Source organism: Thalassotalea piscium (genome assembly GCF_030295935.1).
Taxonomy (GTDB): Bacteria; Pseudomonadota; Gammaproteobacteria; order Enterobacterales; family Alteromonadaceae; genus Thalassotalea_B; species Thalassotalea_B piscium.
Window position 1 is genome coordinate 1,684,099 of the sequence record NZ_AP027362.1, and the last position, 25,702, is coordinate 1,709,800.

General features: G+C 36.5%; 18 protein-coding genes. 16 read left to right on the forward strand and 2 right to left on the reverse strand.

Features of this window, described 5'->3' with window-relative positions:
• Positions 1–270: 270 nt before the first annotated feature.
• From QUD79_RS07295 to QUD79_RS07360, 14 genes are all read left to right on the forward strand, one after another.
• Positions 271–1,203 carry an AAA family ATPase gene (locus tag QUD79_RS07295; protein WP_184423990.1) on the forward strand — a complete coding sequence of 311 codons (933 nt, stop codon included), beginning with the start codon at positions 271–273 and terminating at the stop codon, positions 1,201–1,203.
• Positions 1,204–1,217: 14 nt separating this feature from the next.
• Entirely contained in the window at positions 1,218–2,210 is a 993-nt protein-coding gene (locus tag QUD79_RS07300) for a DUF58 domain-containing protein (RefSeq protein ID WP_184423991.1), read from the forward strand.
• Positions 2,200–4,290, forward strand: coding sequence for a transglutaminase TgpA family protein (locus QUD79_RS07305; RefSeq protein ID WP_184423992.1), 2,091 nt, complete (start codon positions 2,200–2,202; stop codon positions 4,288–4,290). The genes QUD79_RS07300 and QUD79_RS07305 overlap by 11 nt, the downstream gene beginning before the upstream one ends.
• A gap of 318 nt (positions 4,291–4,608) precedes the next feature.
• Positions 4,609–4,938 (forward strand): DUF4870 domain-containing protein, encoded by a 330-nt coding sequence (locus tag QUD79_RS07310; protein WP_184423993.1) that lies wholly within the window; start codon positions 4,609–4,611, stop codon positions 4,936–4,938.
• A 383-nt stretch (positions 4,939–5,321) separates the two neighbouring features.
• Positions 5,322–8,747: an exodeoxyribonuclease V subunit gamma gene (recC, locus tag QUD79_RS07315; RefSeq protein WP_184423994.1), complete on the forward strand. Its 3,426-nt coding sequence runs from the start codon at positions 5,322–5,324 to the stop codon at positions 8,745–8,747.
• Positions 8,748–12,317 (forward strand): exodeoxyribonuclease V subunit beta, encoded by a 3,570-nt coding sequence (recB, locus tag QUD79_RS07320; RefSeq protein WP_184423995.1) that lies wholly within the window; start codon positions 8,748–8,750, stop codon positions 12,315–12,317.
• Complete coding sequence (gene recD / locus QUD79_RS07325; RefSeq protein WP_246454929.1) at positions 12,314–14,290, forward strand: exodeoxyribonuclease V subunit alpha; 1,977 nt, start codon at positions 12,314–12,316, stop codon at positions 14,288–14,290. Before recB ends, recD begins: the two co-directional genes overlap by 4 nt.
• Entirely contained in the window at positions 14,280–14,804 is a 525-nt protein-coding gene (locus tag QUD79_RS07330; protein WP_184423996.1) for a DUF3087 family protein, read from the forward strand. Before recD ends, QUD79_RS07330 begins: the two co-directional genes overlap by 11 nt.
• A gap of 137 nt (positions 14,805–14,941) precedes the next feature.
• Positions 14,942–15,202, forward strand: coding sequence for a DUF5062 family protein (locus QUD79_RS07335; protein WP_184423997.1), 261 nt, complete (start codon positions 14,942–14,944; stop codon positions 15,200–15,202).
• Positions 15,203–15,255: 53 nt separating this feature from the next.
• The gene (locus QUD79_RS07340) at positions 15,256–16,293 is read left to right on the forward strand and encodes an isoaspartyl peptidase/L-asparaginase family protein (RefSeq protein ID WP_184423998.1); all 1,038 of its coding nucleotides are present in this window, start codon (positions 15,256–15,258) and stop codon (positions 16,291–16,293) included.
• Positions 16,283–16,762 (forward strand): CreA family protein, encoded by a 480-nt coding sequence (locus tag QUD79_RS07345; protein WP_184423999.1) that lies wholly within the window; start codon positions 16,283–16,285, stop codon positions 16,760–16,762. Before QUD79_RS07340 ends, QUD79_RS07345 begins: the two co-directional genes overlap by 11 nt.
• A 127-nt stretch (positions 16,763–16,889) precedes the next feature.
• On the forward strand, positions 16,890–17,309 hold the full coding sequence (locus QUD79_RS07350; RefSeq protein WP_184424000.1) for a CBS domain-containing protein: 420 nt from the start codon (positions 16,890–16,892) through the stop codon (positions 17,307–17,309).
• 106 nt (positions 17,310–17,415) lie between these two features.
• Positions 17,416–21,309, forward strand: a complete 3,894-nt coding sequence (gene hrpA / locus QUD79_RS07355; RefSeq protein ID WP_184424035.1) for an ATP-dependent RNA helicase HrpA — start codon at positions 17,416–17,418, stop codon at positions 21,307–21,309.
• Between the two features lie 124 nt (positions 21,310–21,433).
• Complete coding sequence (locus tag QUD79_RS07360) at positions 21,434–21,733, forward strand: PilZ domain-containing protein (RefSeq protein ID WP_184424001.1); 300 nt, start codon at positions 21,434–21,436, stop codon at positions 21,731–21,733.
• Between the two features lie 12 nt (positions 21,734–21,745).
• Here the strand turns inward: QUD79_RS07360 and QUD79_RS07365 are convergent, their stop codons facing one another.
• Both QUD79_RS07365 and QUD79_RS07370 read right to left on the reverse strand, forming a co-directional pair.
• Positions 21,746–22,456 carry a ZIP family metal transporter gene (locus QUD79_RS07365; RefSeq protein WP_184424002.1) on the reverse strand — a complete coding sequence of 237 codons (711 nt, stop codon included), beginning with the start codon at positions 22,454–22,456 and terminating at the stop codon, positions 21,746–21,748.
• A 252-nt stretch (positions 22,457–22,708) separates the two neighbouring features.
• Positions 22,709–23,899 carry a class I SAM-dependent methyltransferase gene (locus QUD79_RS07370; protein ID WP_184424003.1) on the reverse strand — a complete coding sequence of 397 codons (1,191 nt, stop codon included), beginning with the start codon at positions 23,897–23,899 and terminating at the stop codon, positions 22,709–22,711.
• A gap of 378 nt (positions 23,900–24,277) precedes the next feature.
• Here QUD79_RS07370 and QUD79_RS07375 point away from each other — a divergent pair, with 378 nt between their 5' ends.
• Together QUD79_RS07375 and QUD79_RS07380 are read left to right on the forward strand one after the other, a co-directional pair.
• Positions 24,278–24,547 (forward strand): acylphosphatase, encoded by a 270-nt coding sequence (locus QUD79_RS07375; protein ID WP_184424004.1) that lies wholly within the window; start codon positions 24,278–24,280, stop codon positions 24,545–24,547.
• A gap of 12 nt (positions 24,548–24,559) precedes the next feature.
• Positions 24,560–25,540 (forward strand): NAD(P)H-quinone oxidoreductase, encoded by a 981-nt coding sequence (locus QUD79_RS07380; protein ID WP_184424005.1) that lies wholly within the window; start codon positions 24,560–24,562, stop codon positions 25,538–25,540.
• The last annotated feature ends 162 nt before the right edge of the window (positions 25,541–25,702 follow it).

Below are 25,702 nucleotides of genomic sequence, written 5' to 3' on the forward strand. Positions count from 1 at the left end.
ATCAGCATAATATTATTACAGCTAGCTTCGCTTAATTTTGGTGGCTTACTCCAACAACTAAGGCCTTTAGCAGCCGAACAATAATATTTAAGGTATGATCTGCAGTCACCGTCTTTTTTGTTAACTTAGCACTAGCATGTCATACTCTAATGAACAGTGGTGTTGATTAAGGTCAACAAAAAGAGGTTTACTTGATAAATTATTAATGTGATGTTTGTAACACATTTTGAAGTAAATTTAATAGAACTACATTGTAAAAAGGCCTGTAGTATGAATGATTTAGTAAGTTCTGTTGTCCATCAAATTGAACAAATTGTTATTGGTAAGCAAACGCAAGTTAAACTTTCAATAGCCTGTATTTTTGCTAAAGGACATTTGTTAATCGAAGATCTGCCAGGGATGGGGAAAACAACACTCGCGCATGCACTCGCTGCTACATTAAATTTAAGCTACCAAAGGGTGCAGTTTACCAGTGATTTACTGCCATCTGATGTTATTGGCGTTTCAATTTATGACACAGAAAATCAAACGTTTAAATTACACCAAGGGCCTATATTTAATCAGCTCGTTTTAGCGGATGAAATCAATAGAGCAAGTCCTAAAACACAAAGTGCGTTGCTTGAGGCTATGGAAGAAAATCGTGTGAGTATTGATGGAAAAACCTATCAATTACCACAGCCTTTTTTTGTTATAGCAACACAAAACCCATTGTTTCACTCTGGCACCTATTCACTTCCTGAATCTCAACTAGACCGTTTTATGATGCGGATTTCTTTAGGGTTTCCTTCGGTTGAAGCAGAAAAACAAATATTATCCAATGCGTTTGGTGCTACCGACTTTAGCTCGTTGAAAGCATTTATAACACCAGAGCAACTTATAGAAATACAGCTAAAAGTTCAAAATATACACGTGGGAGAGGAAGTTTTAAACTATGTTGTGGCTCTTTTACAGCAAAGCAGAAATGGTCATTATGATGTGAATCCTCTATCGCCACGAGCAGGAAAATCGTTAATATCTGCTGCTAAAGCTTGGGCATTTATTGAAGGTCGAGACTATCTGTTACCTGATGATATACAAGCTGTATTTTCAGCTGTGTGTCAACATAGGTTAAACCCCGCGTTTGATATGAAAGCTGAAGCAACGAATGATTCGTCACAGCGAATTTTACATTCAGTTGATGCAATTTCACCATTGTTATCTTAACTGTTGTTAGTTAAATGAGCGTTATAGTAGTGATAAAACAATGGTTTAAACGGAAGTTCAACACCTGGCTGACTAAGCAAGTACCTAAGTCTCAGCAGCAGGTGCTTTCTCGGCGCAATATCTTTATTTTTCCAAGTAAGTTTGGGTTTTCATACTTGTTCTTTGTTTTATTACTGTTTATCTTAGGAACAAACTATCAAAACAATCTAATTATATTATTAAGTTACCTATTGGTAAGTGTTTTTATTACTGCGATGCTACAAAGCTTTAATAACTTATTGAAATTATCAATTTCAGTTAAAACACAACAACTATTCGGCTTTGCTGATTCACCAATTAATATTCCTGTTTTATTATCCACAACTAAAATTCGAATTGCTTATCAGCTATTCTTTCAATCGACTCATATTACCCAACCCCAGGATTTTTCAACTGATACAATGTGTTTAATTCCAGTTGTCCTTAAGAAAAGGGGACTTGGTATTTTACCGCGTTTAACAGTACAAAGTTATTATGGCTTTGGTTTATTTAGATGTTGGACTAGCGTTGATTTAAATACTTCTGTATTAGTTTATCCTAAACCTGAAAAACCTGCTCAAATAGACATTGAGAAGTTTTTAAGTACTAATGCGAATGACGTTTCAACGGATCATTTAAGCGAGGTGTTAACAACTCAAAATGGTGTCGATGAATTTAATGAACTTATTCCTTATAAAAGTGGCGAGTCATTAGGAAAAGTAGCATGGAAACATGTGGCTCGAGGACAGGGTTGGTATTCGAAAAACTATGATCAGCTATTGGATAGTACGCCTAATTGGTTATCACTAAGTGCTTTACCTCAAGCCCCCGTTGAGCAGCAGTTACGTTGGTTGTGTTATTTAATTATCGAGCTTCAAAAGCGAGAAAAAGTTTTTGGATTAATTTTGCCTACTAACACAATTTCGCCAGACCAAGGCTCACTTCATCACCATATTTGCTTAAAAGAGATCGCATTATATGGTCAATAAACGATATTCCTCCTTGAGTATTAACCAAAACATATTGCTACAAGAAAAGCTGGTGCAAGGTCATTTGTCTCTTTCTAAAAAGACTCAGTTACTATTAATGTGTTCACTAGGTTTGAATTGCTTAACCCTAGTACTTGAATTATCAGGTTGGTTAATTGCGTATATCGTTATTAGTTTACTTTGGCAAAGTAGTATTTATTTGAAATTGGTTGCACAACCAAATCGATTGATTAAATTATTAGTATCGATTGCGGGACTGTTTTTGTTGGCATTATCAGCAAAACAGCTTGGCTTACTGAATAGTATGGTACATTTGTTGGTGTTTTCTTATCTGCTGAAACCACTAGAATTAACAAGTAGAAAAGACTTTTATATTCAGGTGCTTTTAGGCATTTTTGTTTTAGTTACTTCACTTGTTTTTATACAGTCACTCTATTTTATGTTATTGGTTCTGTTGTTTTTAACGATTAACTTTATGCTGCTGTTCAGCATTTTTTATAAAACTGCAAGCCATAAAACACTGGCAAAAGGGGTTACAACTACCTTAATTAAAAGTATACCGTTAACGCTTTTATTGTTTATCGGTTTTCCTAAAATAGCACCGTTTTGGCAAATGCCTGCGGCTCAAAATGCCCAGGTAGGATTATCTGATGAAGTCAAAGTTGGAGATATTGCAAAGTTAGCATTATCGAACAAATTAGCATTTCGTGTTGAGTTTGACCAAGCCCCACCGAACTACCAACAAATGTATTGGCGTACGTTAGTGTTAGAAGACTTTGATGGTATTAAATGGTATCAGCGCAAAGACAACTATCAGAACCTTTGGCAGCAACAACTACAGGAAGAGCCTGATTTTTCTAGTATTATCGGACTTTCAAAATTGCCTTTAGTAAGTTATCAAGTCATTGTTGAACCTAATTTTCAACAATGGTTATTTGGTTTAAATATAATGACCAATGTGAAAAGTGAACAACAAACAGTTAATAAAAACCGAGACTTTACCTTAACGGCAAACAAAAAATTAAACTCTGTTACTAGCTATCGTGTTACCTCGGCGTTAACAGATCATATCAATATTATACTGACCCCAACTGCGAGAAATCGTAATTTGTTAGTTAATGAACGAAATAATCAAGCATTAGCTGACGAAGGCCAACGTTTAAGACGGTTATACCAAGATGATTTAAGTTTAGTTAAAGCTGTACTTACACGCTTTAATCAACAGAATTATCACTACACGCTCAACCCTCCATTATTAAGTAATAATAGTTTGTCTGAATTTTATTTTGATACCAAAGCAGGATTTTGCGAGCACTATGCTAGTAGTTTTACCTATTTAATGCGCTCGGCAGGTATTCCTGCAAGAATGGTATTGGGGTACTTAGGTGGTGAGTATAATCAACGAGGTAATTATTATAGTGTTTATCAAAGAGATGCACATGCTTGGAGTGAAGTATGGATTGCTGGCAGAGGATGGTTACGCATTGACCCGACAGCAGCAGTTAGTCCTGAACGGGTAGAAACAGGCTTTTCTGAGTTACTGCAACAAGAGCAAAACATGCTTTCAAGTGACTTATTTGCCTCATTTAATGCAAGTCAATGGTTTAACCAATTACGCTATATGTTTGAGGCAATAGATTACCAATGGACAAAGTGGGTTGTCGGCTATTCAATTAATGATCAAATTAATGTGATTAACGCATTATATTTAACATTCGTTCAACACAAGCGTCTTATTATTGCTATTAGTGTATTAATGTTGGCAATGATAGTCGTGTTGATTAGTTTACGGAAAAAGAATAAGGCTTCTCGCTTTCCAACGGAGGTACTTTTACTAAATAAATTAATCAAGTCAGCAAATAAATTAGGTATTTTGAAAACACCAACCTTAACTGCTGATCAACTAGCCCAGCACATTATTTCAGAAAAGCCTTCAGCTAGCGCTGCTGTTTTGACTTTTATTAATACCTTTAAAAAAGTCCATTATCAGTCGTTATCAGCAGATGAACGAGTTAAAGAGATAGATAAGCTTAAGCAACAATTTAAGCAATTAACTAGTCAGCTCAAACAAAGTGGTTGAGAGTAAAAAACACATGATACATTCCCTTTGTATTGTGTCAGCTTTCGTTCGAATCTATTTCTTGTATTAATCATAAAACTGTCACAAATTGGTGTTTTTATAAGGTTGTTTTAAGTGGTGGTAAATCAAATTTATTACTACTTAATGTTATTGGTTAATACTTTTATATAACTTTTCCTTCTTAATTTAAATTGCTATGTAAAGTAATAGCTTAGCGATAAACAGTGAAAAATTTGAACATTTGAGCGTTTTAAATTTGTATAGTGATCAAATTTTCGCTAGCTTTAGATTAAGGATTTTATCTAGGAGGTTACCGTTATGACGCATTATCGTTCAGATAGTCAAACACAGTATGATATGTCAAGGATTGTCTCTATAATTAGTTACTTAACTGTGGTCGGTTGGTTGCTGGCTATTGTATTACATGGTAAAAATCACTCCACTTTAGCTCGCTTTCATTTACGGCAGTCTCTTGGTTTAATTGTTACGGCAGCTATTTTATCTTTCATACCACTGCTTGGATGGTTACTGAATATTTTTGTTGCTATTTTTTGGCTTGTCGCATTTTATCATGCAACATTAGGTCAAAAGTTTACTGTTCCTGTTTTAGGTGAACTTTATCAAGAACAGCTTGATTTTATCCGTTAATAACTTCTAGTAAATCTAACTAGGGGCTGTTGATCTTTCCTTTTAGGCTCTGCTATAGGCTATCTTTTAAGATAACAAGGCGAAAATAGTGCGATGTAGTAATTCTACCTTAACGATTTTTTAACGTAGTTAGGTTAAAAAACAACCATAGCCCTTTGGGTTGTCTTGAAAAAGGGGCACTCTTTGTTGCTTAATGTGCGTTGGGAACAACCAAATTTTACATTAAGCGCCTCGATTGACACCTTATTCAAGTACAAAAGAGCTATAAACTGAAAGTTCAACAGCCCCTAATAAACCCGGTGTAATTAACTGAATTTGTCTAGAGTTATGAGCGCTTATGTGGTTAAATTTAGCTATGATTTATGTGAAGCGATAGAGCTAATTTGATACATTTATACCCCGCCAATAAAATGGAGAACTTATTAGCCCTACTTGATAAAATTCATCAGGTTTCTCCACTACCTGTTTTTGCTAAAGAAGTTATTGTTGTTCAAAATGCTGGCATGCAGCATTGGCTCAATATGTCGCTAGCGCAATCTAGACAAATCAGCTTAGCCAATGAGTTTTTACTGCCCGCACAATTTCTGTGGCAGTTAATGCGCTCTTTAGCCAGCGCTGAAAAAGTACCTGATCAGTCTCCTTATTCGCGTGAAGCACTTTGTTGGCGAATATATCAAGAGCTAGCAGTCCAAGATGTAATTGATAATGAATTATATCAGGAAGTTACTCACTATTGGCAACAGAGTGACAATTTCGATAGTAGTGCAAAGCAACTTAAGCGCTATCAGCTTTCTTGTCAGCTAGCCGATTTATACGAACAATATTTGATTTTCAGACCTCAATGGATAAATCATTGGTATCAAGGTGATTTTACTTTCCATGATAAAAGCGATAATAATGACGAGAGCTTCAAAAAACTGTCTGCGTGGCAGTCTGATTTATGGTTAAGGCTCACACAAGAAACGCCTTATAATCCACTCGAATTAATGCAAAGCGCTATTGATAATATCGAGGAAAACTTACACTTATTGCCAAAGCGTATCTCTTTTTTTGGGATTAATGCCATGGCACCAATGTGGTTATCCTTTATTAATGCAATTAGCGAGCATACCCAAGTTCACTTTTTTCACCTTAACCCTTGTTTTAATTACTGGGGCGATATTAAAACCCAAAAACAAGCCCTTCAGCATATGAACGAATGGACTGAAGGTTATAATGATATTTCAAAGCTAATTGGTAATCCTTTACTGGCAAACTTAGGTCAACAAGGACGAGAGTTTTTAGCTTTGCTGCAACAGTATTCCACTATTGATATCGATGTTTATCAAAGCTTTTTAAGTAATGATTCCAATAAAGAGGCAAAAAATAGCCTTCTTACCCAAGTTCAAGAGGATATTTTAACACTTACTGACGGTTGTTTGTTAAACAAGCAAGGCACTAAAACTGTTGATGATTCAATTGTACTTACCAGTGGGCATAGTGCCTTACGCGAAGTACAAGGCTTACATGACTGGTTATTGCATCAATTTAATGAAGACCCGAGTTTAACCCCAAAAGATGTGTTAGTTATGTGCCCGCAGGTAGAAGAGTATGCTCCTTATGTACAAGCGGTATTTGCTAGTGGTTGGCAAGATCTGTCAGGCGATATACCACCACTACCTTGTTCTATATCTGATAGGATCAGTAAAGAAAGTAACCCGTTAGTTATTGCTTTTACAGAAATTATTTCGTTACCTGATAGCCGGTTTAATGTCTCGCAAATTTTATCTTGGTTAAAAATCCCCGCTATACAAACTAAATTTGGCTTTACCAACGATTGTATTGAAAAGTGTAGCCAGTGGTTAAATGAAGCATGTGTTCATTGGGGCTTAGATCAGCCGCATAAACAGCAGGTCTTAAACAGTCATACTATTTCAGGCCAATTTACATGGCAATTTGGTTTTACTAAGTTATTACAAGGCTTTGCCTATGCTGATCAAGAGTGTTTGTATCAAGACCAAGTATTACTAGCAGATGTGGAAGGAAATGATGCATTAATCTTAGGCAACTTAATGTTGTTTATTGAACAGTTACAATTGTTTTCAACAACGCTGAGTCAACTAAGAACTCCACAACAATGGCATCAATATTTAACTAACTTATTAACCCAAACTTTTGAATTTACTGATGAAGTTGGCTTTGTAGCAATCAATACTGCGATAGAGTCGCTAGTTGAATATTGTGACCATGCTCAGTTTACTGACGCACTTAGCCTAAACATTATTAAAGAATTTTTAAATAACCACTTCAGTCAACCAGATGCAGGCCGCCAATTTATGGTGGGTCAGGTGACTTTTTGTTCTATGCTCCCTATGAGAAGCATTCCTTTTAAAGTGATAGCAGTACTTGGTTTGAATGACGGAGAATTTCCACGACAGAGGCAGCCACTTGGCTTCGACTTAATGGCATTAAAGCCAAGTATTATTGGTGATCGATCTCGAAGGGGAGATGATAAATATCTATTTTTAGAAGCCATAATATCAGCTCGTAAAGCGCTTTATTTGAGTTTTCAAGGACGTAACATCAAGAAAAACTCTCCTAAAGAACCTTCTGTTGTTTTAAAGGAGTTGATTAATTATTTAACACTAGCCTACGGTTGGCACTTTGATTACTCAGATAACCCCATTATCACTAGTGAGCTAGACGTTGCTGATAGTACTAATCAATTAAGGCAATTGCCTATGCAAGCATTTAGCTTGCGCAATTTTACAGGACGTTTCACAAGTTTCGATCCTCACTGGTTGTCGCTTGGGCAGGCATTAGCTAAATCTACAACGCTAGATAATAATATCGATAATAAATTGTTTTCACCGCTCCCGCTTTCTGAAAATGAAATTACACTTTCGGTTTCAGATTTAATCAACTTTTATCATCATCCTGCTAAACACTTTGCCAAAAAGCGTTTAAATTTATATTTAGATAACCAAACGGTTGAACTAAGCGATGTTGAACCTTTTACGCCTGACCGCCTTGAGAGTTATTTATACAATCAAGAGTTGTTGGCACAACATTTAAATGATTCCCCTGAACCTATTGAATCAAGACTCGCGCAGGTAACAGCTTTTGCTAAAGCGAGTGGTAAATTTCCAGCGTTACCAACGATGGATGAAGAGTTTCAAAAATGGCAAGCTAACAGCAAAAGCTTGGCAGAGGCTATCAAAAATGATGATGCTCAAAATGTTGACTCACTTGAGTTTATTACTGGTGAAATTATTATTCCTATCAAGAAAGGTAAAGATACTGCAGACATTATTTCGGTGACTTTACAGTACCAGCTACCAATTAAAGGGGAACATTGCATATTTTACCGTTCATCTGCCGCAAAAATAAAAGATAAGTTAGCACTGTACATTAGTCAGTTACTCATACAAACATTAAATAGTTCACATCCCGAGCACGGTTTATCAAATGTAGTAGCAACTATAGGTTTTTATTTTAATACAAAATCACAAAAGGTGGAGCAGTTTAAATATCAGTCGCTTAATGATACAGCGCATAGCCTAGAAGTGTTGTTGCAAGAGTATATTGCCGGGCTACAGCGCCCACTATTACTTAATGGCGAGCTAGCAGAAAAAGTAGTAAAAAGTAAAGGTATGGATCAAAACGCTTTAGAAAACTTCTGGCATGACTCTAATAACACTTTTTGCTTGGGTAATGATCCTTACCTGCAATATTTTTGGCCCCAATGCCCGCTATTAAATGACATTATTGACCCGTTAATGGCGTTATATCAGCCGATCTTCGCTCAGCTTAAACAGGTGAAAAAATAAATGACTAAGCCACTTGTCGCGCAATATTTACCATTAATTGGACAACACTTAATAGAAGCAAGTGCAGGTACAGGTAAAACCTTCAATATAACTCGTATTTACCTACGATTATTACTTGAAAGAAAGCTAACCGTTCAACAAGTATTAGTGATGACATTCACTAAAGATGCAACAGAAGAACTCCGCGGCAGAATAGAAGCTTTTATCCGTCAAGCACTTACACAATGGCATGATCTTGAGCAATCTGATGAATACTTTTCAACGATAGCTGAACGCGTAACTGAACCTGAACGTTTACTGCTATTGAATAGGGCATTGGTAAATATTGACGAAGCCGCTATTTTTACTATTCACAGTTTTTGTAAACGGGTCTTGAACCAACATGCTTTTTTAAGTGGTGTTTCTTTTAATGCGCAAATGGAAGTAGATAGCCAAGAGTATACTATAGAGGTTTGTAGAGATTGGTATCGACAACTTGCAGATCAAGCAGAGAACGATTTTTTAGCAATTGCCAGTTTTTGGGTAACACCTGAAACATTTGTACGACAGTTTACTAAAGCAATTAACCATTACTGTGTTCTCGATGTAATTGATGAAGAAAGTATAAAGCAGCAGTTTTATTCGGACGTTAAAGCCTCACTAAGTGCTATCGAAAGCGGCATGAATGCATTAACAACTCACCTGATTGATTGCAAAAAAGGGGTAGAAAAAGAACAAAGACAAGCTGAATTAGATCAATTAATTAAATGGCTAAAACAGGTGGTAACAGATTTTTCTTATACTGAATCTGCCTTTCCTGGTGCATTTTTAGATGGTCGAAGGTTACCTCGCTCTGAAATAAAAGCCGAGCTAACTGAAATACTACTGCCTGCAAATCGTCTTAAAAAGTCGATTACTGCAACGATTAAGGCGGTAGCTAAGGCAAAAGCTTTAGTTGTAGCACAGTCAGGCATTTATTTAATGCGCTCGCGGCTAGCTCAAATAAAACAAGAACAAAATATACTGACCTTTGATGATTTAATTACCACATTAGCTACCCAACTCAAATCTGGTAACGGTACAGCACTTGCTAATGCTTTGTTCGAGCAATACCCCGTTGCGTTAGTTGATGAGTTTCAAGATACCGATCCTCAACAATTTGATATCTTAACTGCTATTTATAATACTCAAGCCGAAGCCGGATTATTCATGATAGGCGATCCCAAACAGGCTATTTATGGTTTTAGAGGGGGTGATGTATTTGCTTATTTAAATGCGCGAGAAAAGTGTAATTATCAATGGGTAATGGATACAAACTGGCGGTCGAGTAAAGCGATGATAACAGGTTATAATCGTTTATTTTATGGCAATACATTAACTGAAGAGCCTAGCGATGTTTTTTGTTATAATATTGAATATCATCCAGTAAATCCTTCGCCTAAAGCTGATGAAAAAGAGTTGCTTGACCAACAATATAATGCATTACAGTTTGTTCATTTTGAATCGGAAGGTAAAAGTGCGCCAGCAAGCTATCGGCAACAATTAGCGCGTTGGTGTGCCAATGAAATAACACGTTTACTCTATCCTAATAAAGCTGTTAACCAGCAAAGTCTCACAGCAAAAGATATTGCTATTTTAGTCAGAGATGGAACAGAAGCAGCTGATATTAGAACAGCTCTTAATGAAGCCAATTTAGCTTGTGTATATTTAAGTAACAGAGCGAATTTATGGCAGAGTGAGCAAAGCAAACAGCTGCTGCTTGTTTTAAAAGGTATTTGCTATGTTGAAGATAATCATCAGTTTTTAGCAACATTAACTAGCCCTCTATTGGGGATAACGCCAAAAGCTTATCTTGAGCTGTTAGACAATGATATTCATTGGCAGCAATTGGCAGAGCGCTTTATAACTCTTCGTTCACTTTGGCGAGCTCGTGGTTTTATTACAATGGCGTTAAAACTATTACATGATCTATTTAAGTTTAAGCCTCAACAAGAACGCGAACTCACTAATATTTTGCACTTATTTGAGCTATTACAAAGTGCCGGTCAGCGCCATCAACAACCTGATGAATTACTGCATTGGTTTGAACAACAAGTTAATCAAGACCATACAGAAATAGAAGCTGAACTAAGGTTAGAAAGTGAAGAAGATTTAGTTAAAATAATAACCCAACATGGTGCTAAAGGCTTGGAGTATCCAGTAGTGTTTGTACCTTTTGCTACGCGCCATAAAGATCCTTTAAAAGTAGCACGAACAAATGTTGACTTAATAGAATATCACCAGGCTAACGGTCAGCTAGTGCTGAGTTTAGACGGTGCTAGCCAAGCTAAACAAGCAATGGCAGATGAACAATATGCTGAGTCTATACGGTTGCTATATGTAGCAGTGACTCGTGCAGAAAAGCGTTGTTATATTTTAACTACCAATTTTGATAAAAGTGAACTGTCACCGTTAGGGCAAGCATTATCTTGGCAGGCTGGAGAAGATATTCTTGAAAGTTTAGCTACATTAGCAAATGACAATCCAGAAAGTATAGGAGTAATAGCGGTAAGTGAAGGTGACTTACCTATAACAACTGCACCCAATAATATCGAGGTTATTTCAGCGCAAGCGGCCAGTTTTAGTGGAACAATAGAAAGAAACTGGTGGTTAAGTTCATTTACAGCTTTAAGCCGAAATTTACGTGATGTTGGTGTTTCTTCGCCTGATCGCGACTTGTTAGACGAAGCTTCTCTAATTGAACAATCTAAAAGCACAGCCGAACTTCGCTTTGATTTAGCTAAAGGTGCTAAAACAGGTAACTTATTACACGATATTTTAGAGTTGGTTAACTTTACTCACCCTAATTGGTTGCAGGCGTATACTGTCCCATTAATGCGCTTTGGTGACTTAGGTAGCGGTTACCATGAACATGATTTAACGCATTGGTTAAATGAAATTGTAACCACAGAGCTTGTTAAAGATAACCAGGAAAACGAGTCCCAAAATTTTTGTTTAGCCGACTTAAGCCATAGCCAAACCTTACGTGAAGCTGAGTTTTACTTTCCATTAATTAATGCCGATACCAAACGTTTAACTTCCTTACTCTCAGCTCATAGAAAGCGAGTAAATACTCAGATAAAGACTGGTGAAACAGTAGTTAATTATTCGCAAGTTTTCTTACCTAATATTGCTACTTTACAAGGGATGATGCATGGCTTTATTGATTTAATATTTGAACATCAAGGAAAGTATTATTTATGTGATTATAAAAGTAATCACTTAGGTAATAGCTTTAGTGATTATACTTTAGATAAATTAAGCCAAAGTATTCAAACGCATCATTACGATCTACAGTATTTGATTTACAGTGTGGCACTACAGCGTTTTTTGCAACAAAAAATTCCTGATTATTCTATAGAGGCACACTTTGGCGGCGTGTACTACTTATACTTGCGTGGAATGTCCCCTGAAAGTAAAGGTACTGGTGTTTTTTATTGCCAGTTAACGAAAGATGAATTAACACAATTAGATAATATCTTCGCAAATACAGTGTCTAAGCCAGAGTCTGAACATGATAATGTTGAATCTATTAAAGGAGCTATTGAATGAGTTCATTAATTGAAAATTCACCAGTCGCTCATCAGTATAAGAGTATGATAGAAAGTTTTTATCCTTATAAGAGCTTTAATCAGGCACAAGAGCAATTACACGATTTAGTACCTATTGATTATTTTTTAGCTAAAGAGCTAACTATTACACTTTTTATCTTTATAGGTTCACCTAACTCAGTTTTTACAGACGCTGAAGTTAGTTCTGAGGTACCAACTAATAAAGAAGATGTTTCTTTATTATTTCACTTAATTATTGCGATAAGCAAGGCAATACGAGCGGGTAATAGCTGTTTACCACTAAGCAATATTGCCGGATCACGCTTTTGCTTTTATGCTAGTGACAATGGGATAGTTAGTCATAACGGCTATGAATTTCCTTTAATAGTGCCCCTAAAAAACTTCCTTAGCTCATTAGCGTTAACACCTGATAAGAATAAAGCTATTGTTGTAACAGAGCAGGCCCTTTATCTTCGTCGTTATTATAACTTTGAACAGGAGTTAAACGATTTTATTGCTGACAATCAAACCAATACTCGATTAGCTTCACGCTTTGCTAGCGCAGCAATAGTACAATGCCTTAATGATCTTTTTAAAATAGAAGGAACAAATAACTGTGTTGATGAAATTGATTGGCAAAAAGTTGCTGTTGCTAACGCGTTAAATAAACGTTTATCAATTATCGCTGGTGGTCCAGGTACAGGTAAAACTTATACTGTTACCAAGCTACTTGCTGCCATAGTGTCATTAAATTCGCCTGAGGCATTAAAAATAGCGTTAGTTGCTCCCACGGGAAAAGCGGCGCAGCGTTTAACCGAATCGTTACTTAATGCCATAAGTGGCTTTAAAGGCGAGATAGCCAGTGAAATTCTAGATAAAATTCCTTATCAAGCACAAACATTACATAGATTACTGGGTGTTATTCCCAATAAAGTGAACTTTAGACATCACCAGGATAATAAATTAACGTTAGATGTTTTAGTTGTTGATGAGGTTTCAATGGTTGATTTGCCCATGATGGTCAGATTAATTCGAGCGTTACCAGAGCATTGTCAATTAGTATTATTAGGGGATGCAGATCAGCTTCCTTCCGTTGCTGTTGGTAATGTTTTGGCTGATTTAGCACCAAGGCCTCATAAAGGTTATAGCAAAGCGAATAAAAGCTATTTAACTGAAGTAACCCGCTTTAAAGGTTTTAAACCATTTAAAAACAATGCGTATGATCATATTACTTTTTTAACCAAAAGCCGACGTTTTGATTCAAAGGGACTAGTAGGGCGCATAGCAGAACTTGTCATCACGGGCGACGCTACCAAAAGTTGGAACTTACTTGCTGAGCAAGAAATACCAGCTTTGCTTTCATTAAATATCAATCAATGGTTACCACAGTTAGTGAAGCAGTATTATCTGCCACTAGCAAAATGCGAAGAATTATCAAAAGCTTTTAGCTTGTTTGGACAATTTAGAATTTTATGTGCCACACGTGTTGGCTTAGAAGGTGTAGAAAATATTAACCAACAAGTTGAACAAATTCTTTATAATAGCGGTAACACTCAAGCGAATAATCAGTTTTATCATGGTAAACCAATTATGATCACTCAAAACGATTATGGGTTAGGCTTATTCAATGGTGACATAGGTTTGGTTTGGACTAATGAAAAAGGTATGTTAATCGCATATTTCGAGCAGCCTAATGGCGAATATTTAACAGTATTACCGTCAAGGTTACCAAGTTTTGAAAGTGTGTATGCGATGACAATTCATAAAACCCAAGGGAGTGAATTTCAACATTTAGTTATGGTATTACCTCAGAATAAAGACAGTAAAATTTTGTCTCGAGAGCTACTCTATACTGGTATTACTAGAGCTAAAAAAGGGCTACAAATAGCAAGTGCTCAATCAACATGGTTTCAAAGTGTTGATACTCAAATTAAGCGTTATTCAGGTATACAAACGGACACTAATGAACATTAAACACATTAATAAAAGTAGATATCGTAAACATCTTAATCAGGTCATTATTGGCTTTATTGCAACTTTAGCCATATTGTCATTATTATTTGGTGCTGTTTTTATCCAGCTATTTGGTGTGACACCAGAGCAAATAGCAAATGGTGAAAGCAACTTCCGTTTTAATTTACTCGGCGTAGTTTTAGCACTAATGGTTTGCTCTGCAATATTATATAAGGTCCGTTTAAGTGATTACTTTACTGAAATATTCTATGTTTGGCAGGTTAAACAAGTACAGAATTTAATTTATCGTAAATTACGAAAAATTAAAGCCGCGGCGGATAATAACAACGAGAATGCTTTAATTATTTTACATTATTATTATGAAAGCTTAATTCAAGTCTATCAGTTAGACGATAACACTATCACTCTAACCGAATTAACGAATAAGCAGCAAGCGTTACACCAAAAGATTGAAGACAATGGCTTAACTATTACATCGTCTCAGTTTGACAAAGTTTTATTAAAAGAATTTTAATTTAAGTTATACCAGTTTCATTAATTAAGTGATCAATTTTATACGCAGTAGTTGACTGTTTTAGCCAGTAGAAATGATCACATAGTTATTGAGATTGGTATTACATATTATCCCAAATAAAGGAAGCTAAGTTCACCATGAAAAAGTTAAAAAATGAGTCGGCTTTATTAAAGAAAGCAATAATAGTTGGTGAGAAATACGCATTAAATAGAGGCTATAAAGGTTTTACAGCCACTAATGCCGCGAAAGAAAAAATAGAAGTAATATACCGTTTACTTGTTCAAGATAAATTAGTTCATCCTTTACCTGAAAGCGAAGAAAACTTGTTAAATATGAAACACAAACTTGCGTTGTGGATTGCAAAGCAACTACCAAGTGATCATGAGTTGCTAAAGTAGCTAACACTACAACTTATTGATTCTAAATGTCTTAAAATAATAAAGGGAATATAATGAATAAATTAATTGTTACAACACTCCTTGCGCTACCTATTATAGGCTTCAGTTCTGTGGGATATGCCGTAGAAAAGCCGTTTGCTATTGCGATACATGGCGGAGCAGGTACTATCGATAAATCACAGATGACAGCTGAGAAACGCAAAAAATATGAGCGTACACTCGAGCAGGCGTTAGAAGCAGGTTATCAGCTATTATCGGAAGGTAAATCAAGCCAGCAGGCGATTATCGCAGCTATTCAGATCATGGAAGAGTCGCCATTGTTTAATGCAGGCAAAGGCGCGGTTTATACCTTCGAAGGAACACATGAATTAGATGCTTCAATCATGGATGGTAAAACACTTAATGCAGGTGCTGTGTCTGGTGTTAAAACGGTTAAAAGCCCTATAGCACTGGCTCAACGGGTTATGGATGAGTCGGTTCATGTCATGTTAAGTGGCGAAGGCGCAGAAATATTTGCAAAAGAGCAGGGGTTAGCGTTAGTTGAAAATAGCTATTTTAATACTCAAAATCGTTACAACTCCTTACTTAAAGCGAAAGAAAAATTAAAAAAAGCACAAGATGCAAATAAAAATTATCAAGCGGCCCATCATTCATTACCTACAGAATATAAAGTGGGTACAGTTGGGGCTGTTGCATTGGATCAATCGGGTAACATAGCTGCGGGAACTTCAACTGGCGGTATGACAGCGAAGCGGTATGGACGAGTTGGGGATGCACCAATTATTGGCGCTGGCACCTATGCTAATAATGAAAGTTGTGCTGTGTCAGCAACGGGCCATGGAGAGTACTTTATTCGTTACCATGTTGCAGCTGATATTTGTGCTCGAATGCAATACCAAGAAAAATCATTATCGGAAGCTGCTGATACCGTTATAAATAAGGTATTAGTAACTGCAGGTGGTACAGGCGGCGTTATTGCAATTGATGCTCAAGGGAATATTGCTATGCCGTTTAATACTTCAGGAATGTATCGTGCGAGTAAAACGTCTAAAGGGGAAACCTTTGTTGGAATTTTCAAAGATGAAAAATAACTGTCAATTACTCTTGATTTTGATAGCGACACTAACACTTTTGGGTTGCTCTGATGATGTCGGTAAAGTGAGCCTAGGTTTATTTACCACTAAAGATGTGGTCATTGTTGCTAAACAAGACCCAATAGTGAAAGGCGTTACTTGCCATATCTCACATGTTGAAGCTGACTTAGACTTTTCTGATCCGTCTGATATGTCTATTGCATGCCGACAAACGGGGCCGATCACAGCCGAGCAACTTGTTCAGATAGATAAAACTAAAAATGGTGAGATTGTTTTCAAAGAATCAAAAAGTATTTTATTTAAAAGCCTGAAAGTTCGTCGTATTTATGATGCTGATAATAAAAGCTTAATTTACCTGTCTTATTCGACAAAAGAGTCAAGTGGCAGTCACCATCATTCATTATCAACTGTCCCCTTATATAAAACCGATGCATGGCAGTGGGCAACTACCAATGTAAATAAGTAAATTGGTAGACATTTAATTTGGCGACAATAATTTGAAAAATATAGGAATTATTTTCCAATTAGGTCTATGGTTAAAGAGCGTTTAGTTAAAATATAATTTGTATAATAAGTTGAGTAAAGGAACACCTATGGAATCATTACAAGTACAAGAATATATGAACCATTACCCCGTCACTTTTACAGCTGAAATGGCGGTAGAAGAAGCGTCGCTAAGGTTTTTAAAAACCAAACAGATTGGTGGCCCTGTGATTGATAAAAACCATCATTTAATTGGTTTTTTGTCAGAAAGTGAGATATTAGCTAAATTGCTAGAGTCAACGTATCACAATGTTCATTCGGCGAGCGTTAAAGACTTGATGAGAACAGATGTACTGACAGTTAAACCTTATGATAGTGTGATAGAGCTTGGTCAAAAAATGTTACAAAACAAACCTAAAGTTTATCCTGTAGTTGATGATAATGGTAACTTGCTTGGTACTATTTGCCGTAACGATGTTTTGTCTGCAATTGATCGTCATTTACGCTCTGGCTTTAAAGTTGGCGCTTAATCTCTGCTTACTATAGGCTGTATTTATCAAAGTAAACTGATAAACTTCACTTTTTGATAGTTTACTTTGAGTTTACCCTTTGTCTTCCTCTGTACTTCCTAACGATATCATATTAATTGAATCGCTTTATCAGCAATTAACGCAAGTTAAACTTGCTGATATTGGCCGATTAAAAAGCCGTTTGCATGGCGTTAAAAAAATCTCAACGCCTGAAAAACAACAGAAGGTATTGCGTACAATCGCAAAGCAGATAGAGCAGTCTATCGCGAGTAAAACATTTAAACTTAAGAATAAACCCACCATTGAGTATCCCGAAAGCTTGCCGGTTAGTCAAAACGTTGATGTAATTTCCGAGGCTATTAAAAATAACCAAGTGGTGATTATTGCAGGTGAAACAGGGTCTGGAAAGACCACACAAATTCCTAAAATATGTATTGAACTTGGGCGGGGGATTGAAGGAAAAATAGGGCATACCCAACCACGAAGAATCGCTGCAAGAACGGTTGCTACTCGTATTGCAGATGAATTGAATTCACCGTTAGGCTCTGTCGTAGGTTATAAAGTTAGATTTAACGACATGGTTGATGAAAATAGTTTTATCAAACTAATGACAGATGGCATTTTGTTGGCAGAAATGCAGACCGATCGATTACTGAGACAATACGATACAATCATTATTGATGAAGCCCATGAGCGTAGCTTAAATATTGACTTTATTTTGGGGTATTTGCGTTCAATTTTACCTAAGCGTCCTGATCTTAAAATTATTATAACCTCTGCGACTATCGATCCTGAACGTTTTGCTGAGCACTTTAAATCTGTTACCGGCGAGTTAGCACCCATTATTGAAGTGTCAGGTCGTACATTTCCTGTAGAAATGCGTTATCGGCCCTTAATTGAACAGGGCGACGATGTAGACATTATCTCTGGCATTATCAATGCTATTGAAGAGTTATCATTATTGCCTCAAGGAGATATTTTAATTTTTCTTAATGGTGAGCGTGAAATTCGTGATACGGCTCAAGCGCTTGAAAAAGAGAATTTTGCGCACACACAAATATTGCCTCTGTATTCGCGACTAACTGTGCAAGAGCAAAATAGAATATTTTTACCACACACGGGCAGAAACATTGTTCTTGCGACCAACGTTGCCGAAACAAGTTTAACTGTGCCAGGCATAAAGTATGTTATAGACCCTGGAACTGCTAGAATATCGCGTTATAGCTACCGCACTAAGGTTCAGCGGTTACCTATCGAGCCTATTTCACAAGCAAGCGCTAATCAGCGTGCCGGACGCTGCGGACGCGTTTCTTCAGGGGTATGTATTCGTCTGTATTCAGAAGATGATTACTTATCTCGTAGCGAATTTACCGATCCTGAAATTTTACGTACTAATTTAGCAACCGTTATCTTACAGATGCTTTCGTTAGATTTAGGCAGTATTAACGATTTTCCGTTTTTACAGCCACCTGATAATCGAAATATCAGTGATGGAATTCGTTTACTAGATGAACTTGCTGCTATTGAGCATCACGGTGCTAAAACACGGCTGACCGCAACAGGACGTTCGCTAGCAAAGTTTCCTGTTGACCCTCGTTTAGCTAAAATGGTACTAACTTCGGTAGACATGGGATGTGTAGCACAAGTCTTTATAATAGTTGCTGCGTTAAGTATTCAAGATCCACGAGAAAGACCCCATGAAAAACAGCAGGCGGCTGATGAAAAACATAGTCGTTTTAAAGATAAGCAGTCAGACTTTATTACTTTTTTAAACTTATGGCATTACTTAAACGAACAACAACGGGTGTTATCAAATAACCAATTTAGGAAGCTGTGCCAAAAAGAGTTTTTATCGTATATCCGCATACGCGAGTGGCAAGACATTGTTAGCCAACTAAAGTTGGCATTGAAAGATCAAAACATTGCTTTTACTTCACTCGACATGACGACAGACAGTGCTAATGACATTATTCATCAATCAATTCTTTCTGGTTTACTTAGCCACTTAGGCCAACTTGATGAAAATAAAGAGTTTAAAGGGGCACGTGGTACTAAATTCTTTATCTTTCCAGGCTCATCTTTAGCTAAAAAACCGCCTAAATGGATTATGGCAGCGGAGTTGGTTGAAACTAGCCGACTATTTGCTCGAATGGCAGGAAAAATTGAAGCACACTGGATAGAGCCTTTAGCAAAACATTTAATTAAATATAGTTATAGCGAACCACATTGGGAGAAGAAGCAAGGTGCGGTTATGGCCTTTGAGCAAGCCTCGCTTTATGGCTTAATTATTATTGCTAAACGTAAGGTTAATTTTAATAAAATTGAGCCACACACCTGTCGCGAAATTTTTATTCGCGAAGCGCTCGTTAATGGCGACTCTACTATTAATGAAAAGTTTGCTCAAAAAAATACACAGCTCATTGCTGATATTGAAAAACTTGAACAAAAAGCGCGCCGAAAAGATTTTTTAGTTGATGAACAACAGCTTTACGACTTTTTCGATACAAAGCTGCCAAGCACAGTAATTTGTCAGCGTAGCTTTCTCTCTTGGTGGAAAAATACCAAGCAACAACAGCCTAATCTATTGCTATTTACCAAAGCATTTTTATTAAATGAAAATACAGAAAAAGTCAGTAAGGATAAATTTCCCGATATATGGCAGCAAGGAAGCCTATCTTTACCATTAAGTTATCATTTTTCACCTGGTGATATTGATGATGGTGTAAGTGTTACTATTCCTATTAGTTTATTAAACCAAGTACAAAATATAGGGTTCGATTGGTTAATTCCAGCAATGCGTTACGAGCTAATTATTGCACTAATTAAAGGATTACCTAAAACATTAAGACGCAACTTTGTTCCCGCACCTAATTATGCAGAAGCCTGTTTGGCGGCGATTTCGCAATCAGATCTACTTTTTACTGAAGCATTAGCTAAACATTTATTAAGAATGACCGGGGTTCGTATCGAAAATGAACACTGGCAACAAATTGAGTTGCCAGTCCATTTATTGATTAACTTTAAAGTTATTGATGAAAAAAATAAGCTAGTTGCCCAAGGCCGTAATTTAGATAATTTAAAAGATAAACTACAAGGAAAAGTGAAAGCTTCAATCAAATCGGTCGCTGACAAAGGCATTGAGCGTGACAACATCGTTCAATGGAATTTTGATGCGATCCCGGTTAATTATCAAAAGAAAGTCGCTAACCTAACAATAAAAGCGTACCCAGCACTTGTCGATAAAAACAAAACAGTCGCTATCGAGCTTTTTGAACAACCGGCGGTGGCAGAACAAGCAATGATAGAAGGCTTAAGTAGGTTGGTACTGTTAAATATTCCGTCACCGTTAAAATACCTACAAGAAAAGCTGCCAAATAAAGCTAAACTTGGCATGTACTTCAATCCATTTGGTTCAATTAAAGAGCTCCTTGATGACTGCATAGTTGCTGCATGTCAGCAGCTGATTGAAGATCATGGTGAATTGGCAAGAGACGAGGCGCACTTCAATAAAACAAAGGACTATGTCAGAGCTGAAATTTCAGACTCTGTACTGCATGCGGCAATAACCGTTGAAAAAATATTGTCGTTAACGCATGACATAAATAAGAAATTAAAGGGAAAAGTATCGCTAAATGTTATTCAATCTCAGGGCGATATTAAGCAACAGCTTCAAGCGTTAGTTCATAAAGGCTTTATTGCTGAATCAGGTATTAAAAGGTTGCCTGATATTTTACGTTACTTACAGGCAATAATTAGACGATTAGAAAAGCTATCAATCGATCCTAATCAAGATAGATTAAAGTTATTAGAAGTAGAAAAAGTAACAGAGCGATATCACGTATTATTATCAAATCAACGAAAGGATATTCCTGTTGATAAAGCGATAGCTGAAACTCGTTGGATGATAGAAGAATTAAGGGTGTCGTTATTTGCACAAAATTTAAAAACGCCATTTCCTATTTCGGCCAAACGTATCATTAATTATATAAACCAGTTTTAATAACTATCTACTAAGAAAAATGGCCACTTCTTTATTCAAGGTAGTATAAGAAGGTTGGGTCTATTGACAGCGCTAAATTCAACCAGTATAACTGGAGTAAGTTTATACAATTAATGGAGTGGCAATGTTAAGTTATGACGATAAAAGAGACTTCTATCGCATGATGGTTAATAGTGAAGTTACTGTTACGATTATCGATGATGAAGCTGATAGTACTTTATTAGCAACATGTAGAGATTTAAGTGCTACGGGTTTAGCCATAGAAATGTCACATCCCATGGAGTTAAATACTTTAGTTAAAGTAAATATCGATTCTGCAAACAACAGTGTTCAATCATTAAATGTTACAGGAAAGGTTGTTAGGGTTACCGAAGAAACTGACGATAGTTATCTTATTGGTATTAACATTTCTGAAATTGACTAGATTAACCACGCCTTAGTGCGTGGTCATCATCAAACCAAACATACCTAGACTAAACCCAAGTAAAGCGCCGATCGGTGGAGCCCAATGGTTTTCAAGCTTTACCTGTGGAGCAATATCTTGAAATATTGAGTAAATGATCCCACCTGATGCAAATAACATAATAGCCGCAACAGTTTCAGGGTGCTGTGCTAGCCACAAATAACCTGATACGCCAAATACAGGTCCAAGAAGTGCCATTAGCGTAAATACGATAATTATTTTATACGGTTTATAAGTAGGCTTTGCGTTTAACTCTCGGTAGGCACTAAAACCCTCGGGTAAATTTTGTAATGCCATTAAACCAGCAAGTAAAAAAGCACTGCTGTTTCCAGTAGCAAAAGCAGCACCCAAAGCAATAGACTCTGGAATAAAATCAGAAAGCATTGCAGCCAATTGACTTGCAGGTGTATTAATCTTTTTTAGTAAAATATCGAGTAACATAAAGGCTACCCCACCCACAATAAACCAAATACATGCTGTTATGGGGCTGTGCTCGGCTATTCCCTCAGGAACAAGTACAAGCGCCACAGCGGATAGTAAAGCACCGCCGCCAAAGGCCATAATGCCATGTCTAAGTTCTTCTTCTAGCCACTTTTGCTGAATGTTTTCAAAACGAGCAATTAATGCCCCAAAAGGCATCGCAAGACCAGCGAGTAGTGTTGATAATATAACGGTTAAGAGCATAGAAGTTCTCAGCTATAGCGCAGTGCAATATTGAGCTAATTAACGCTGTATATTACACATTTTATCTATATATTAGCTAACAAATATAGTTATACCAGTTTCATTAAATAAGTGATCTATTTTATACGCAGTGAAAACAGTCAAATACAAGGCATTTATTTTCATAACTAGTTGTTCTAATTATAAAATAAATAACGCAGTAGTTGATTGTTTTAACCAGTAGAAATGATCACATAATTAGTGAGATTGGTATTAATCAACCTGACAGACTAATCCTTTTAAATAATATCCTTCAGGGTAATTACTCGAGACAGGGTGATCAGGCGCTTGGTGTAATCGATCAACAATGTAGGCGTTACGTTTGGCATCAAGCGCAGCATCTGCGACAATTTTTTGAAATAAGCTTGTTTCCATTAATCCAGAGCATGAAAATGTTAATAATATACCTTTTGGCTTTAATAGTTGCATGGCAAGCATATTAATATCTTTATAACCACGACATGCCCCTGTTAGCTGCGCTTTTGATTCTACAAATTTAGGGGGATCTAAAATAATCATATCAAAAGTGCGTTTTTCTGCTCTAAATCGACGGAGTAATTTAAACACATCTTCTTTAAGGTAAGAAACCTTGTCTTCGTTAATGTTATTAAGGGCAACGTTACGCTTAGCTGTGTCGAGAGCATCTTGTGATACGTCAACATTTATCACTTCTTTTGCACCTTGTTGCGCACAATGTAATGAGAATGTGCCAGTATAAGAAAAGCAGTTAAGTACCGTTTTGTCTTTTGCATATATACCTGCAATACGACGTGATTCTCTTTGATCAAGGTAAAACCCTGTTTTATGACCCTTTTCAATATCGACTAAAATTTTAATGCCATACTCTTCTATGATACATTCAGTGGATGGTTGCTCTTTGGTAAGCCAACCGGTAATAGGTGTTAACCCTTCTTTTTTACGAACATCAACATCAGATCGTTCATATATGTGACAATTAGGATAAAGCGTTTTTATACACTCTATTAATGTATAACGATGAAAATCAGCGCCAGCACTTAACAGCTGACAAACGATAAATTGATCATATTTGTCTATCGTTATACCCGGAAGCCCATCAGACTCACCTGCGATTAATCGATAACCAGTTAATTGTCCTTGTTCAATAAACCAATCTCGTCTTTGCTGTGCTTGTAATAATTTATTACGAAAGAAATTATGATCAATTTCTTCTTGTTCATCGAAAGTCCATATCCGAATACGAATTTGCGATTCTGGTGAATAAGCACCTCTAGCAATCCATTTTTCTTGATGATCATAAATATCAACAGTATCACCCAGCATTGGGTTTCCTTTGATTTTATTGATCGCTTTAGAAAATACCCATGGGTGTTTGCGTAATAAAGACTTCTCTCGTGAAACTTTTAAATAAACTCTTGCTGACATTTGACTATACTTATAGGGCTAAAAGGTGATCTGGGCGCAGTTTAATCTTTGATGGTCATTGGTGCAAATTTCTAGCAAATTTAATCTATATATTAGGGCCTGTTGATCTTTCAGTTTATAGCTCTGTTGCACTTGAAAAGGTGTCAAATGAGGCGCTTAATGTAATATTTGGTTGTGCCAAATGTACATTAAGCAACAAAGCGTGACGCTTTTTCAAGGCAACCCAAAGGGCTATGGTTGTTTTTCAACCTAACTACGTTAAAAATAGTTTAGGTAGAATTACTACATTGCACTATTTTTGTCTTGTTATCTTAAAAAATAACCTATAGCAGAGCCTAAAAGGAAAGATCAACAGACCCTAACTAAAGAGTATTTAATATGAATGTAAGTTACATAATCCATGTAAGTGGAAAAGTTCAAGGTGTTTACTTTCGGGCTTCAAGTCAACAAAAAGCAATTGAATATGGTATTAGTGGTTATGCACGTAACTTGACCGATGGCGATGTTGAGGTCTTATTGTGTGGTGAACAAGACAATGTTAATAAAATGCTTGAATGGCTTAATCAAGGCCCCTCAACGGCAAGGGTAGATAAAATTAATGTAAAACAAGTAGAATGGCAGCAATACAACTTTTTTTCAATTGGTTAATTTGGAGTTATCTTGCAATATATAGCGGTAAAGGATGCTCAAACGTTAACGTTTGAGCAAACATCAACACCAGAGTGTAATGATGATGAATGTTTAATTGAAGTAAAGGCTATTGGTATTAACCGTGCTGATATTTTACAAAAGCAAGGTAAATACCCGCCACCTTCAGGAGAGTCAGAAATTCTAGGGCTTGAGGTCAGCGGTGTCATAGCAAAAATGCCGCCAAATACTATGCTAAATAGTGAATTCTCGGTTGGTGATAGGGTGTGCGCTATAGTCGCTGGAGGTGGTTATGCTCAGTTTGCTAAAGTAAAAGTTGCGCATTTGATCAAGTTACCTATTCATTATAGCTTTGAACAAGGTGCGAGTATTGCAGAAGTGTTTCTAACTGCCTATCAAAGCTTATTTGCCATTGCTGAGCTACAACCTAATCAAAATGTATTAATTCATGCGGGGGCAAGTGGTGTCGGCACTGCTGCAATTCAACTTGCAAAGGCGATTAATTGTCAGGTAACGGTTACAGCAAGTAACACAGAAAAAATAAAAGCATGTCGCGCTTTAGGGGCTGACAACTCAATTAACTACCGTGAACAAGACTTTGTTACTTGGACAAAAGAGCATCAACCGAAAGGCTTTGATGTGATCCTAGATGTTGTTGGTGGCGACTATCTTAATAAAAATATAAACTGTTTAGCACTAGATGGAAAAATAGTTATTTTATCGATGCTAGGCGGACGGTATAGTGACTCGGTGGATGTTGCGAAACTTTTAATGAAAAGAGCCAACATACATGCGACGACATTGCGAAATAGATCTGACGCATATAAAAGTGAACTAATCGCTCAGTTTATGAAAGACTTTTATCCATTACTTCAATCTCAGCAATTAACGCCAGTAATTGGTCATATCTTTCATTGGCAAGAGGTAAATCAAGCTCATAGTGTTATGGAAGCTAATCAAAATATTGGAAAACTAGTATTAATGGTAAGTTAGTATTTAAATCTTAGCCTATTACTCGTCGATACTTTGAGATAAAATTAAAGTAAATCCCCAGTCAAATTGCAATTCGACCTAACCTTACATTTTTTATAGGCAAATTAAGGGTTTTGAAAGGTCAATAGTATATATGGGGTTAATAATAATACCAGTTTCATT